The 13,070-nt window shown below is 75.5% G+C and carries 14 protein-coding genes; 7 read left to right on the top strand and 7 right to left on the bottom strand.

The genetic code is table 11. The features are described 5' to 3' along the window. Positions 1–55 precede the first annotated feature (55 nt). The 3 genes from RND61_RS16000 (at position 56) to RND61_RS15990 (ending at position 1,582) form a co-directional block, all read left to right on the top strand. On the top strand, positions 56–913 hold the full coding sequence (locus RND61_RS16000) for an arylamine N-acetyltransferase family protein (protein WP_315878624.1): 858 nt from the start codon (positions 56–58) through the stop codon (positions 911–913). Positions 914–998: 85 nt separating this feature from the next. Next, entirely contained in the window at positions 999–1,199 is a 201-nt protein-coding gene (locus RND61_RS15995; protein ID WP_315878623.1) for an antitoxin, read from the top strand. A gap of 206 nt (positions 1,200–1,405) precedes the next feature. Then, the gene (locus RND61_RS15990; RefSeq protein WP_315878622.1) at positions 1,406–1,582 is read left to right on the top strand and encodes a hypothetical protein; all 177 of its coding nucleotides are present in this window, start codon (positions 1,406–1,408) and stop codon (positions 1,580–1,582) included. A gap of 100 nt (positions 1,583–1,682) precedes the next feature. Here the strand turns inward: RND61_RS15990 and RND61_RS15985 are convergent, their stop codons facing one another. Both RND61_RS15985 and RND61_RS15980 read right to left on the bottom strand, forming a co-directional pair. Beyond that, positions 1,683–4,094, bottom strand: coding sequence for a serine/threonine-protein kinase (locus RND61_RS15985; protein WP_315878621.1), 2,412 nt, complete (start codon positions 4,092–4,094; stop codon positions 1,683–1,685). Between the two features lie 153 nt (positions 4,095–4,247). Then, positions 4,248–4,487: a DUF6480 family protein gene (locus RND61_RS15980; protein ID WP_315878620.1), complete on the bottom strand. Its 240-nt coding sequence runs from the start codon at positions 4,485–4,487 to the stop codon at positions 4,248–4,250. Between the two features lie 106 nt (positions 4,488–4,593). Between RND61_RS15980 and RND61_RS15975 the strand changes: the two genes are divergently transcribed. Further along, positions 4,594–6,168 (top strand): FAD-dependent oxidoreductase, encoded by a 1,575-nt coding sequence (locus tag RND61_RS15975; protein WP_315878619.1) that lies wholly within the window; start codon positions 4,594–4,596, stop codon positions 6,166–6,168. Positions 6,169–6,236: 68 nt separating this feature from the next. Here RND61_RS15975 and RND61_RS15970 read toward each other — a convergent pair whose 3' ends face one another. The 5 genes from RND61_RS15970 to RND61_RS15950 all read right to left on the bottom strand — a co-directional run bounded on the left by RND61_RS15970 (position 6,237) and on the right by RND61_RS15950 (position 9,502). Further along, positions 6,237–6,440 carry a hypothetical protein gene (locus RND61_RS15970; RefSeq protein ID WP_315878618.1) on the bottom strand — a complete coding sequence of 68 codons (204 nt, stop codon included), beginning with the start codon at positions 6,438–6,440 and terminating at the stop codon, positions 6,237–6,239. Between the two features lie 60 nt (positions 6,441–6,500). Next, positions 6,501–7,211 carry a hypothetical protein gene (locus RND61_RS15965; protein WP_315878617.1) on the bottom strand — a complete coding sequence of 237 codons (711 nt, stop codon included), beginning with the start codon at positions 7,209–7,211 and terminating at the stop codon, positions 6,501–6,503. Then, complete coding sequence (locus RND61_RS15960; RefSeq protein ID WP_315878616.1) at positions 7,211–7,744, bottom strand: SigE family RNA polymerase sigma factor; 534 nt, start codon at positions 7,742–7,744, stop codon at positions 7,211–7,213. Before RND61_RS15960 ends, RND61_RS15965 begins: the two co-directional genes overlap by 1 nt. 121 nt (positions 7,745–7,865) lie before the next feature. Further along, a complete protein-coding gene (locus RND61_RS15955; RefSeq protein WP_315878615.1) occupies positions 7,866–8,735 on the bottom strand; it encodes an SMP-30/gluconolactonase/LRE family protein in 870 nt (289 codons plus the stop codon). Beyond that, on the bottom strand, positions 8,732–9,502 hold the full coding sequence (locus RND61_RS15950) for an IclR family transcriptional regulator (protein ID WP_315878614.1): 771 nt from the start codon (positions 9,500–9,502) through the stop codon (positions 8,732–8,734). The genes RND61_RS15955 and RND61_RS15950 overlap by 4 nt, the downstream gene beginning before the upstream one ends. Before the next feature lie 259 nt (positions 9,503–9,761). Between RND61_RS15950 and RND61_RS15945 the strand changes: the two genes are divergently transcribed. From RND61_RS15945 to RND61_RS15935, 3 genes are all read left to right on the top strand, one after another. Beyond that, positions 9,762–10,925 (top strand): mandelate racemase/muconate lactonizing enzyme family protein, encoded by a 1,164-nt coding sequence (locus RND61_RS15945; protein ID WP_315878613.1) that lies wholly within the window; start codon positions 9,762–9,764, stop codon positions 10,923–10,925. After that, complete coding sequence (locus tag RND61_RS15940) at positions 10,922–11,974, top strand: zinc-dependent alcohol dehydrogenase (RefSeq protein WP_315878612.1); 1,053 nt, start codon at positions 10,922–10,924, stop codon at positions 11,972–11,974. Before RND61_RS15945 ends, RND61_RS15940 begins: the two co-directional genes overlap by 4 nt. A 127-nt stretch (positions 11,975–12,101) precedes the next feature. Beyond that, positions 12,102–13,070: a hypothetical protein gene (locus RND61_RS15935; RefSeq protein WP_315878611.1), complete on the top strand. Its 969-nt coding sequence runs from the start codon at positions 12,102–12,104 to the stop codon at positions 13,068–13,070.

Genomic DNA, 13,070 nt, shown 5'->3' with positions numbered 1-13,070 from the left:
CCCCCTCCCACCCCGCCGACCACCCCGGCCGCCCGGCGGATTATGGTCGAGCACCATGATCCCAGAAGGTTTCGCGAGGTACCTGGAGCGTCTCGGTGTCGTTCCCTCCGGGAGCCCGTCCGTGGAGGAGCTGTTCGCGTTGCAGCGGGCCCACCTGGAGCGGATCCCGTACGAGAACGTCGGCATCCAGCTCGGCCGGCCGCCCGGGATGGAGGCGGAGCAGTCGGTGCGCCGGTTCGCGGCCGGGCAGGGCGGCTACTGCTTCCACCTGAACGGCGGTTTCGCCGCGCTGCTGGAGGCCCTCGGGTACGACGTGGCCCGGCACGTCGGCGGGGTCCACCAGGACCCGGCGGGGCGGGGCGCGACCGGCGACCACATGGCGCTGACGGTGCGGGTGGGCGGTGAGGGGTGGTTCGTGGACGTCGGCCTGGGCGACGGGCCGCACGAGCCGCTGCCGCTGCGCGCCGGGACGTACCGGCGGGGCCCGTTCACGTACCGGATGGAACCCTCGGTGGCCGAGCCGGGCGGGTGGACGTTCCACCACGACGCGCGCAGCACGTTCCCCGTGATGGAGTTCCGGGGGGAGGCGGCCTCGCCGGAGGACTTCGCCGACGAGCACCGGCGGCTGTCGACGGCCACGGACTCGCCGTTCATGACGACGTTCACGGCGCTGCGCCGCGACCCGGACACCGTGCACGTGCTGCGCGGCCGGGTGCTCCTGCGGATCGGCGCCGCGGGCGCGCAGGAGCGTGTCGTGGACACCCCGGAGGAGTGGTTCGGGCTGCTGGAGGGCGCCTTCCGCCGTGACCTGGGCGACCTGGACGCGGCCGATCGGGCGGCCCTGTGGGAGCGGGTGGGCCGCGCTCACGAGGAGTGGCTGGGTTCCCGGCGCGAGACGGCCGGACGGGCCTGAGTCGCGGGGGTCCGTTCCCGGATGCGGGCGGGGGGCGGGGCGGGGAGACTGGACGGCAGGGGGTCACTCGGCGAGAGGACGACCCATGTCCATGATGGACAAGCTCAAGAACATGCTGAAGGGGCACGAGGGCCACGTCGGCAAGGGCGTCGACAAGGCCGGTGACTACGTCGACAAGCGGACGCAGGGCCAGTACAGCGGCCAGGTCGACACCGCGCAGGAGCGGCTCAAGGACCAGCTGGGCCGCGACCCCGAGCAGCGCCGGGAACCGCCGCCCCCCACGTGACTCCTCCTCTCCCCCGCATGGGTCCCCGGGCCGGCCGCGCGACGCGGCCGGCCCGGGGCCGTTCACGGGAGCGGGCACCCGCGCGCGGACGGGCGGAAGGACGGGGAGCGGAGGGGCGGACCACCCGGTCGTACGTCCCGGCGTGCGGTACCGCCCCGGCTGGTGAAGAGTCGTGGCGAGTCCCCACTCACTCAAAGGAGAGAAACATGCTTCGTCGCGTCTCGATCGCTCTGGCCGGTCTGCTCGCGGTCGGCTTCTTCACCGCCTCCCCCGCCGCCGCGCACACGAGCGACATGAGGGGCTGCTGGGTGGACGGCAGCTACGTCCAGGCGGGCAAGGCCCAGGCCGCCACGTTCGACGCGGTCTGCTGGGAGATGGACTGACCGGTTCCCCAGCGACGTCGCTTCCGGGCGGGCACCTTGCGGGGTGCCCGCCCGGGCCGTTGTCCGGGCGGGCGGGGCGGCGCGTGGCCGCCGCCCGCCGTCACCCGGGCGCGGGCCGACGGCGGGCGGCGGCGACGCGCCGGTACAGCTCGACCGCCTCGGCGTGCCGGCCCAGTTGCTCCAGGCACTGCGCCTCGTCGTTGCGGCTGGCGAGGGTGTCGGGGTGGTCCGGGCCGAAGACCCGTTCGCGGGCCCCGGCGACGTGCCGGTAGCCGGTGAGCGCTTCGCCCCAGCGGCCGAGCCAGCCCAGGCACACGGCCACCTCCCGGCCGCTGACCAGCGTGTCCGGGTGGTCCGGACCCAGCACCCGGGTGCGGGCCGCGGCGACCTCGCGGGCCTCGGCGAGGGCCTCCTCCCAACGACCCAGCCGGCCCAGGTTGACCCCGAGGCCGTGCCGGGCGCGCAGGGTCTCCGGGTCGTCGGGGCCCTGCGCCCGGGTACGGGCCGCGACCAGGTCCCGGTACAGCTCCAGCGCCTCCCGGCCGCGGCCCAGGCGGCTCAGGCAGATGCCGGCCTCGTAGCGGGCGGCGAGGGTGTCGGGGTGGTCCTGGCCGAGCGCGCGGGCACGGGCGGCGGCGATCTCCTGGTAGGTGCCCAGCGCGTCGGCCCAGCGGCCGAGCCGGCCGAGGACGTGGGCCACCTCGTAGAGCGTGACCAGCGTGTCGGGGTGGTCGGGGCCGAGGAGCCGGGCGCGGGCGGCCGCCACCTCGTACGCCGTGCGGTACGACTCCTCCAGCCGGCCGAGCCGGCCGAGCGTGAACGCGAGGTTGTGCCGGCAGCGCAGGGTGTCCGGGTGGTCGGCGCCCATGACGCGCTCGCGGGCGGCGAGGACGTCGGCGTACACCCGGTGGGCCTCGGCGTGGCGGCCGAGCCGGCCCAGGACGTGCGCGGTCTCCTGACGGGCCGTGAGCGTGTCGGGGTGGCCCGGGCCGAGGAGGCGGGCGCGGCCCTCGGCGACGTGGCCGAACTCGCGCAGGGCGGGGGCGGGGCGGCCCGCGCGGCTGAGGGCGAAGGCGTACTCGTACCGGCTGGCCAGGGTGTCGGGGTGGTCGGGACCGAGGAGGCGGGCGCGCTCGGCGGCGACGGCGCGGTGCGCCTCGCCGGCCTCCGCCCAGCGGCCCAGGCGGCCCAGGCTGAGTCCCGCGCTGTGGCGGCCGGCCAGGACGGCGAGGAGGTCCGGCTCCGGTACGGGGACCGGGGGCGGGGCGGTGTGCGCGACAGGGGCGCCGGGGGCCGGGGCGCCGGGGGCCGGTGTGCCGGGGAGGGCGGGCGCGACCGGGGTGCCGGGGAGGGCGGGCGCGGTGCGCGGGCGCGGGGGAGCTCCGGCGGCCGTCCACTGGCCGGTGAGCGCCGACGCCGGATCTTCCGGCGGGGGCGCGGCGTGCGGCAGGAGGGCGCCGACGGACGTGCGGCCGGTGGTCATGGAGCGGGTCCAGGCCGGGAGCAGCGCGGGGGCGGCGGGCCCCGGCCCGGGGTGGAGGGGGACGCGTCCGGACGCGTCGGCGGGGCCGTCCGGGTGGCCGGTGCCCGGGGGGTGCGGCGGGACGGGCCGGTGGGCGTCCGGGAGGTGCGGGGGCTGCGGGGCGTTCGCGGGCAGGGCGGTGCGGCGGGTGCCGGTGATGCGGCGGCGCAGGTCGCCCGCGTCGGCGGGGCGGGCCTCGGGGGCCTTGGCGAGCAGGTCCAGCACGATCCGCTCGAACAGCGGCGGCAGGTCCGCGCGGCGCCTGCGCGGCGGCTCGGGCGGGGTGTCGCGGTGGCCGACGAGGATCGCCCAGGCGTCGTCCTGGTCGAACGGCGGGGCGCCGGTGGCGATCTCGTACAGGACGCAGCCGAGCGAGTACAGGTCGCTGCGGTGGTCGACCCGGTCGCCGCTGATCTGCTCGGGTGACATGTAGTGCGGCGTGCCCATGGCGATGCCGGTGCCGGTGAGGCGGGAGGAGACGCCGATGTCGGCGCCGAGGCGGGCTATCCCGAAGTCGCAGATCTTCACCGTCCCGTCGGCGAGCCGCATGATGTTGGCGGGTTTGAGGTCGCGGTGGACGATGCCCTGGCGGTGGGTGTAGGCGAGGGCGTCGGCGACCTGCTCGGCGATGTCGACGACGTCGTGCACCGGCAGCGGGTGGCGCGCGTTGTCCCCCAGGAGCTGGCTGAGGTTGCGGCCCTCCAGCAGTTCCATGACCAGGTACAGGGTGCCGTCCGCCTCGCCGAAGTCGTGGACCACCGTCACACCGCGGTGCTGGAGGGAGGCGGCGACGCGGGCCTCGCGCCGGAACCGCTCGCGCAGCACCCGCAGGAAGTCCGGGTCCTGCCGCGCCCCCAGCGGCTTGAGGCACTTCACGGCGACCCGGCGGCCGAGCGACTCGTCGGTGGCCCGCCACACCTCCCCCATGCCGCCGCGCCCGATCACCTCCAGCAGCCGGTAGCGGCCGTGGATGAGCCTGGTCTCCGCCATCGCGTGATGTCGCCCCCGTCGTTCGCTGCGCCTCCCCGGCCCGTCCAGTATGGCGCCCTGTCTGCGGGGTTCGTACGGGGCGGCGCGGGTGGCGGCGGCCCGGGGAGGTGCGGGAGGCGCGGGATCCGGCCACGCGCCGCCGCACCACCGCGGTCAGCTCGCGATGACGACCGCCATGACGGCGAAGAGGGCCGCCACCAGGACGACCACCACCAGGATCATCGCCAGGGGGGCCTTCGCCCAGCCCGTCGGGGGGTTGTGGGTGTCGCGGGGGCCCGCGCCCGGGGTGCTGCTCTCGGCCGGCGGGGTCTCGCCCGGGCGCACCGAGCCGCCGGCGTCCAGCCCCGGGGTGCGGTCGGGATCGGGGTCAGGGGGGTTGATGTGGTGGGTCATGGAATACGAGTGCGCAGCTCCGGGGGTTTCATGCGCCTTCTCCGGGCACCCGGACCTCCCGGGCCGCGGCGGTGGCCCGGTGTGACCGCCGAGGAGGAGTGCGCCCATGGTCTTCGACCCGCTGTCCGGTTCGCTGTGGATGGAGTACGCGCCGGGGCCGGCCCGTCCGGCTCTCGAGCGGTCGGTGGAGACGGAGGTCGTCGTCGTGGGCGGCGGCATCGCGGGGCTGTGCACCGCGTGGGAGCTGGCGCGGGCCGGGCACCCGGTGGTGGTGCTGGAGGCGGACCGGATCGCCACCGGCGTGACCGGGCACACGACGGCGAAGCTGTCGGCGCTGCACGGCGAGGTGTACGCGGACGTGAAGTCGGTGCACGGCGCGCGGGCGGCGCGGCTGTACGCGCATTCGCAGCAGCTGGCCGTCGAGCGGGTGGCCGAGGTGAGCGAGGAACTGGGCATCGACTGCGACCTGGAGCGCCTCCCCGCGTACACGTACGCGGAGGACCCCGGGCGGACGGACGGACTGCGGGCCGAGGCGGACGCGGCGCTGGAGGCGGGGCTCCCCGCGTCGTACGTGACGCGCACGCCGCTGCCGTTCCCGGTGGCGGGCGCGGTGCGGGTGGAGGGGCAGGCGCAGTTCCACCCGCGGAAGTACCTGCTGGGCCTCGCCGCGGATCTGGAGCGGCTCGGCGGGCGGATCTACGAGCGGACCCGGGTGACGCGGCTGAAGGAGGGCACGCCGTGCGAGGTGACCACCGAGCGGGGTGACACGGTGGTCGCGCGGCACGTGGTCGTGGCCACGCACTACCCGGTGTTCGACCGGGCGCTGCTGTTCACGCGGCTGGAGCCGAAGCGGGAGCTGGTCGTGGCGGGCCCGATCCCGGCGGACCGCGACCCGGGCGGGGTGTTCCTGACGTCGGAGGGCGGTACGCGCTCGGTCCGGACGGCCCCCACCGGGGAGGAGGGGACGCGGATGCTGATCGTGACCGGGGAGAAGTTCACCCCGGGCACCGCGGAGGAGGGCGAGGTCGGCGAGCGGTTCGCGCGGCTGGAGCAGTGGGCGCGGGAGCGGTTCGCGCCGTTGGAGATCACCCACCGGTGGGCGACGCAGGACAACTGGACCACGGACCGGGTGCCGTACGTGGGGCGGCTGCACGCCGGGGCGCGGCACGTGTACGTGGCGACCGGGTTCGCCGGGTGGGGCATGAGCGGCGGGGTGATGGCGGGGTCGCTGCTGGCGGCGCGGATCCGGGGCCGGGACTCGGCCTGGGCGTCGCTGTACGACCCGGTGCGTCTGCGCCCGCTGCGGGAGGTGCCGGCGGTGCTGCGGCTCCAGGCGCAGGTGGCGAAGCACTTCGTGGGCGACCGGGCGCCGGGCGCGTACGCCGACTCGGTCGCGGACGTGGGGCCGGGCCAGGGGGCAGTGGTGCGGGTCGGCGGGCGGCTGCTCGCGGTGCACCGGGACGGGGCGGGGGCGCTGCGCGCGGTGTCCGCGCGCTGTACGCACCTGGGGTGCGTGGTGCACTTCAACGACGCGGAGACCGCCTGGGAGTGCCCGTGCCACGGGTCGCGGTTCGACGTGGAGGGGCGGGTCGTGCAGGGGCCGGCGACGCGTCCGCTGGTCCAGGAGGACGTGCAGGACGGGGAGGACGTGCGGGACGGCGCGGAGGGCGGCGCGGGCTGACCGGGGCGGGGGCCGCGTGGCGGGGCCACGCCGTGCGGGGCGCGCGGCGTGGCCCGGAGGGGGGTGGGTCAGGGCAGGAGTTCGTCGAGGGCCGCCTTCCCCTTCTCGGCCATCCTGCGTTCGGCCCAGGCGAGGTTCTCGGGGTTCACGTCGCGCCCGGAGGCGAGGACCAGGTCCTCGGCGGTGAACTCGCCTTCGGCACCGCTGTGCAGGAGGGCGTCGGGGGTGACGCCACCCCCTCGCCGGGAGCTCGTCTCGGGTTCTTCGGTCATGCCGCCTCCTTGTTCGTCCGGCACTCGCCATTGTCGTCGCCGGTCAGCGGTCACGCGACCTCAGGAGGAACCGGTGGCGCCGGGCCCGGAGGCGAAGCCGCCGGTGACGGTGGCCCGCTCGCCGTCCGCGCCGGTCGCGGTGACGGTGAAGCGGTCGCCGCCCGCGTCCCGGCCGCCTTCGGCGTGGTTGTACTGGCCCGCGAAGACGTGCCGCCCGACGGGGACGGTGCGGCCCTCGCGGAGGGTCCAGGTGTAGACGAGGGCGCCGCCCTCCTCGCGCACCGACACGGTGAAGTGGCCGGCGGGCGGGGTGCGCCAGTTCCCCGTGTCGGCGACGCCGCCGGTCTGGGCGACGCGCAGCTCGACGGTGAGCCCCGTGAGGGCGGTGGCGGTGTTGAAGGTGATGTTCGACTGGGCCCAGAAGCGGTTGCTGTGCGGGTCGACGTCGCCCCGGGCGCGCAGGAAGCCGTCCACGGCGCTCGTGGGGGCCGGGGCGGTGGGGGTGGCCGGCGGCGGGTCGGCGACCCGGGCGGGGGCCGGGGCGTCCTCGTGGAGGACGGCCCGCGCGCCGAGACCGCCGACCACGAGGACGCCGGCGACGGCGGCGGCGGCCAGGGCGACGCGCGGCCACCGGGGGGCGGGCGGCCGGTGGTGGCGCCGCGGGGCGGGGGCCGGCCGGTCCATCCCCCGCTCCACGCGCGCGAGGATCCGCGCCCGGTCGGGGTGGTGCGACCGGGCGGCGTCCCGGAGCGCTCGCTGCAGCTCGTCCACTAGTTCCTTCCTCCGACCAGCTCCGACGCGGCAGCGCGGGTGCCGAGCAGCTGTTGCAGCTGCGCCATGGCCTTCGATGTCTGGCTCTTCACCGTACCCACGGAGATGCCGAGGGTGAGGGCGGTCTCCCGCTCGGACAGGTCGAAGGCGTGGCGCAGCACGACGCACGCCCGTTTGCGGAACGGCAGCCGGCGCAGGGCGCCCTGCACGTCGACGACGGCGGGTACGTCGGGTCCTTCGGTGTACTCGGTGCGCTGCGACCAGAACAGGGCGATGCGGCGGCGTTCCCGCACGGCGCTGCGGATGCGGCTGCGGGCGAGGTTCGCGACGACGCCCCGGGCGTAGGCGGCGGGGTGCTGGGCGGCGCGGACGCGGTCCCAGCGGTGCCACAGGGCCAGGAGGGCGTCGGCGGCGAGGTCGTCGGCCGCGTCCGCCTCGCCCGTGAGCAGGTGGGCGAGGCGGGCGAGTTCGGCGTAGTGGCGCTCGAAGAACTCGTGGAACTCCGTGGCGGCGTCATCGGCGGATGTGCCCACGGGCGGCCTCTCCCCTGCGCTTCGTCGCGCTGCTTCGATGGTCGTGCTGTCGGTGCTGGTGTGCTCGAACTGCCCCCGTACCTGTGGCGTCGAGATGGCGGGCGATAGTAGCAAGCCCAGGTCACCCTGCGAACGCGCGGCCCTCGCGGCCCTGTCCGGCGTCCGGCAGGACGAGCAGCGAACCGCTCAGCGGGTGCGGGCGGTCGAGGCCGGTGCGGGCGGTCGTGACGTACAGGTCCCGCAGGCCCGGGCCGCCGAAGGCGCAGGCGGTGGGGCGGCGTACGGGCAGGGGGACGGTCCGGTCGAGCCGGCCGTCGGGGGTGTAGCGGCGGAGGGCGGCGCCGTCCCAGAGGGCGACCCAGACGCAGCCGTCCGCGTCGACGGTGAGTCCGTCGGGGAAGCCGGCGCCTGGTTCCACGGTGGCCAGCGGGCGGCGGTCGACGACGTGCCCGCCGTCGGTGCGCAGGACGTCGATGCGGCGCGTGGGGGTGTCGACGTAGTAGACGAGGCCGCCGTCGGGGCTCCAGTCGGTGCCGTTGCTGACGGTCACGTCGGGCAGGAGCGTGGTGGCGGTGCCGTCCGGGGCGATCCGGGTGAGGGTGCCGCCGCCGGGCGCCTCGTCGTAGCGCATGGTGCCGGCCCACAGGCTACCGTCGGGGGCGACCGCGGCGTCGTTGCCGCGGCGGCCGTCGACGGGGTCGTGCAGGAGCCAGCGGAACGTGCCGTCGGGGTCGTACAGGCCGATGCCGTCGCGGAGGTTGACGACGTGTCCGCCTCCGGCGCGGGGCTTGGCGGCACCGACGTGCTGGGGGGTGAGCACGACCGTGCGGCGGCCGTCGGCGGGGGCGTAGGTGTGGAGGCGGGAGCCGAGGATGTCGACCCAGACGAGGCGGCCGGTGGCCGGGTCCCAGGTGGGGCCCTCGCCGAGCTGCGCGGTCTCCCGTACGGCGACCTCGACGCGGCCGGGGCGGGGCGCGGCCGGCGGGGTCACCGGGTGCCCCGGTGGCCGAGGCGGACGGAGAGGTCGGCGGCGCCCTTGGCGGCCAGCTCGGCCAGTTCGGCCTCGCGCTCCTCGCTCCAGCGGATCATGGGGACGGAGATGGACAGGGCGGCGACGACCCGTCCGGCGCTGTCGCGCACGGGCGCGGCGACGCAGCTGACGTCGGGGTTGGACTCGCGGTGCTCGGTGGCGACGCCGCGCTCCCGGACGGCGGCGAGTGCGGCGCGCAGTTCGTCGGGGTCGGTGAGGCTGCTGGGGGTCATGGCGGCGAGTTCGCGTCCGTCGATCCGGGCGTCGAGCTCGTGCGGGGGGAGCGAGGCGAGCAGCATCTTGCCGACGGAGGTGCAGTGGGCGGGGAGCCTGCGGCCGGCGGCGGACACCATGCGCACGGCGTGCGTGGAGTCGACCTTGGCGATGTAGATGACGTCCAGGTCCTCCAGGATGGCGACGTGGACGGTCTCGTCGCACGTCTCGGCGACCTCGCGGGCGACGCGCTGGCCCTCGGCGGCGAGGTCGAGCTGCTCGGCGTACCGGCTGCCGAGCTGGTACGCGCGGACGCCGAGGCGGTAGCGGCCGGGTTGCTCGGGGAGGGGCACGAGGTAGGAGCGGGCGGCGAGCGTGGTGACGAGCTCGTGCACGGTGGTGCGGGGCAGTTGGAGCCTGCGGGTGATCTCCGGTGCGGAGAGCGTGCCGTCTCCGTCGAGGAACAGCTCCAGAATGTCGAGCGCCCTGGTCACCGCGGGAACCAACCGTCCCATGAGGCCACCCACCCCTTCGTTCGAAACCCCGGCCACTGACCGGTATGACGAACACAGGCTACTCAGCGACGCCTCCGCGGGCAACGGCCGGGGCGGGACCGCCGGATCGCACCCCCGTGCGCCGCACTCCGCCGAGCGGGAGGTGCGCGAACCATTGACACCCCGCCCGGGGGCTGATTACGGTCACGCCACGATTTCGAACGTGTGACGAAATGTCGAACACAACCAACGTATCGAACGGACTCTAGGGGCAACTACCGTGCGCATCACGGGAATCAGCACTCATGTCGTCGGGACCCCCTGGCGCAACCTCACCTACGTGCTCGTCCACACCGACGAGGGCCTGACCGGCGTCGGCGAGACCCGCATGCTGGGCCACACGGACGCGCTCATCGGCTACCTGCGGGAGGCGGAGATCAACCACATCGCGGGTTCCGACCCGTTCGCCGTGGAGGACCTCGTACGGCGGATGAAGTACGGCGACTACGGCCGGGCCGGTGAGATCGTCATGTCCGGCATCGCCGTCGTGGAGATGGCCTGTTGGGACATCAAGGGCAAGGCCCTGGGCGTCCCGGTCTGGCAGCTGCTGGGCGGCAAGGTCACGGACCGCGTCAAGGCGTACGCGAACGGCTGGTACACGACCGAGCGGACCCCCGAGGCGTACCACAAGGCCGCCCAGGAGGTCGTGGCGCGCGGCTACCGGGCGCTGAAGATCGACCCGTTCGGCACCGGCCACTTCGAGCTGGACGCCGAGCAGACCCGGTACGCGGTGGCGCTGATCGAGGCGGTGCGCGACGCGATCGGGCCGGACGCCGAGCTGATGCTGGAGATGCACGGCCGGTTCAGCCCGGCCACCGCCGTGCGCCTGGCGCGGGAGCTGGCGCCGTACCGCCCGGCGTGGCTGGAGGAGCCGGTGCCGCCGGAGAACCTGAAGGCGCTGAAGAAGTTCGCCGACAAGGTGGACCTGCCGGTGGCGACGGGCGAGCGGATCCACGACCGGATCGAGTTCCGCGAGCTGTTCGAGTCGCAGGCCGTCGACATCATCCAGCCGGACCTGGGGCACATCGGCGGCATCCTGGAGACCCGCAAGCTGGCGGCGACCGCCGAGACGCACTACATGCTGGTCGCCCCGCACAACGTGGGCGGCAGCGTGCTGACCGCGGCCTCGCTCCAACTGGCCGCCTGCACCCCCAACTTCAAGATCCTGGAGCACTTCAACGACTTCGCGGACGCGGAGATCAAGAAGGTGGTCAAGGGCGCTCCTCAGGTGGACCCCGAGACGGGCTGCTTCGAGGTGTCGCACGCGCCGGGCCTCGGCGTGGAGCTCGACGTGGACGCGGCGGCGGAGTTCCCGCAGCAGCAGGCCCGGTTCGACCTGTGGGCCGAGGGCTGGGAGAAGCGCGCCCCGAAGGGCACCAGGTGAGTCCGGTACCAGACGCCACGGACCGGCCGGCGGCGGCTGTCAGCCGGTCCGTGGTCATCGACCGGCCGGGTGCCCACCGGCTGGTCGAGCGGGAGGTTCCGGCGCCGCGGCCCGGCGAGGTGCTGGTCCGGGTCGCGGCCGCCGGGATCTGCATGAGCGACCGCGAGGTGCTCGACGGCCAGCGCGCCCCCGGCTACGTCCGCTACCCGGTGACGCCGGGTCACGAGTGGGCCGGGACCGTGGAGGCCGTGGGCGACGGGGTGGACCCCGCGCTGGTGGGCCGGCGGACGGTCGCCGAGGGGTTCCGCTCGTGCGGGGTCTGCGAGCGGTGCCGGTGCGGGGAGACGAGCCTGTGCACCGGCGGGTACGCCGAGACCGGGTTCACCGAGCCGGGCGCGTTCGCCGACCACCTGACGGTGCCCGCGCGGCTGCTGCACCCGCTGCCCGACGACGCCGACCTGCGGGCGGCGGCGCTGCTGGAGCCGGCCGCGGTGATCGCGGCGGCGGTACGCGCGGGGCGGCCGCGCCCCACCGAGCGCGTGGCGGTGGTGGGCGCGGGAACCCTGGGGCTGCTGGCCGTGCAGCTGCTGGCCGCGTCGTCGCCGGCGGAGCTGGTCGTGATCGACCCGCGGGTCGCGCGCGCCGAGGCGGCGCTGCGGTTCGGGGCCACCGGCGCGTTGACGCCGGAGGGCGGCGAGGCGCTGCGCGGGCGGTTCGACCTGGTCGTGGAGACGGCCGGGGCGCCGTCCACGGCGGCGTCGTCGTGCCTGCTGGCGCGGCGGGGCGGCCGGGTGGTGCTGACCGGGATGTTCACGGCGGGCGCGACCGGGATCGACCCCGTGCACCTGTCGGTGAGCCAACTGGAGGTCCGCAGCGTCTTCGGCGCGTCGGCGGAGGCGTGGGCGGACGCGGTACGGGCCTTCGCGCTCGGTCTGCTGGATCCGGCGCCGCTCGTCACCCACGAGTTCCCGCTGGAGCGGTTCGCCGACGCGATCGCGCTGGTGGGGAGCGGTGACCCGACGACCGGGAAGGTGCTGCTGCGGCCCTGACCGGCCCCCGAGACGTGCGGCGGCGCGGGGAGCGCCCAACGGCCCCCGCGCCGCCGCACCCCGCAAGATCCGAATAACGACCGAAATATCGAACACCTGTGGTTTCGACCGACCCCAGAGGAGTCCTGTGACCTCCCCGTCCGCACCCCGTCGCCCGGGTGCCGATGCCCTCGCCCGCATCGGCCACCCCGCCCCCGACCCCGACCCGGCCGACGCCTCCCCGCACGCCTTCCCCGACGGCGGGGTGTGGCGCACCGAGATCCCGTCCGTCGAGGGCCCGGAGGCGCTCGCGGTCGTCCTGAAGGAGAGCTCCCGCCTCGACGTGCCCGTTCACCGGATCAGCCAGGGCAGCGGCGTGTGGATGCTCACCGACGCCGAGATCACCGAGATGGTGGAGTCCTGCGCGGAACGGGACATCGAGCTGTGCCTGTTCACCGGGCCGCGCGGCACCTGGGACATCGGCGCGGCCACCCGTACCGACTCGGGCGGCGCAGGGCTGCGCGCCCGCGGCCACGACGGGCTCGCCGGGTGCGTGGAGGACGCGCTGCGCGCCACCGAGCTGGGCGTGCGCTGCCTGCTCGTCGCCGACGAGGGCGTGCTGTGGACGCTGCACCGGCTGCGCGCGGCCGGCACGCTGCCGGCGGACACCACGTTCAAGCTGTCCGCGCTGATCGGTCCGGTCAACCCGGCCTCGTACGCCGTGTACGAGCGGCTGGGCGCCGACTCCCTCAACGTGCCGTCGGACCTGACGCTCGCGCACCTGACCGAGATACGCCGCGTCAGCCGCGCCCCGATGGACATGTACGTGGAGGCCCCCGACGACCTCGGCGGCTACATCCGGATGTACGAGGCGGCCGAGCTGATCCGGCGCGGCGCACCGCTGTACCTGAAGTTCGGGCTGAGCCGGTCCCCCGGCATCTACCCGTACGGCGCCCAGCTCCGCGACACGACGCTCGCCACCGCGCGGGAGCGGGTCCGGCGCGGGCGTCTGGTCCTCGACCTGCTGGCCCGCCACGGCGCGGACGGCGGCATGTCGCCGCTCGGTTCGCGGCTCCCGGGCGACCTGCGGCGTTTCCCCGTCCCGGAAGGCGACTGA

This window comes from Streptomyces tamarix (genome assembly GCF_032423885.1).
Lineage (GTDB): Bacteria > Actinomycetota > Actinomycetes > Streptomycetales > Streptomycetaceae > Streptomyces > Streptomyces tamarix.
Note: the sequence above shows the minus strand (reverse complement) of the source record. Positions and strands in the feature narration are given on the sequence as shown.

What these genes read in the sequence shown, in the direction of transcription:
- RND61_RS16000 (WP_315878624.1), top strand. Translation starts at nt 56, where the DNA reads ATGATCCCAGAAGGTTTCGCGAGGTACCTGGAGCGTCTCGGTGTCGTT.
- RND61_RS15995 (WP_315878623.1), top strand. Translation starts at nt 999, where the DNA reads ATGTCCATGATGGACAAGCTCAAGAACATGCTGAAGGGGCACGAGGGC.
- RND61_RS15990 (WP_315878622.1), top strand. Translation starts at nt 1,406, where the DNA reads ATGCTTCGTCGCGTCTCGATCGCTCTGGCCGGTCTGCTCGCGGTCGGC.
- RND61_RS15985 (WP_315878621.1), bottom strand. Translation starts at nt 4,094, where the DNA reads ATGGCGGAGACCAGGCTCATCCACGGCCGCTACCGGCTGCTGGAGGTG.
- RND61_RS15980 (WP_315878620.1), bottom strand. Translation starts at nt 4,487, where the DNA reads ATGACCCACCACATCAACCCCCCTGACCCCGATCCCGACCGCACCCCG.
- RND61_RS15975 (WP_315878619.1), top strand. Translation starts at nt 4,594, where the DNA reads ATGGTCTTCGACCCGCTGTCCGGTTCGCTGTGGATGGAGTACGCGCCG.
- RND61_RS15970 (WP_315878618.1), bottom strand. Translation starts at nt 6,440, where the DNA reads ATGACCGAAGAACCCGAGACGAGCTCCCGGCGAGGGGGTGGCGTCACC.
- RND61_RS15950 (WP_315878614.1), bottom strand. Translation starts at nt 9,502, where the DNA reads ATGGGACGGTTGGTTCCCGCGGTGACCAGGGCGCTCGACATTCTGGAG.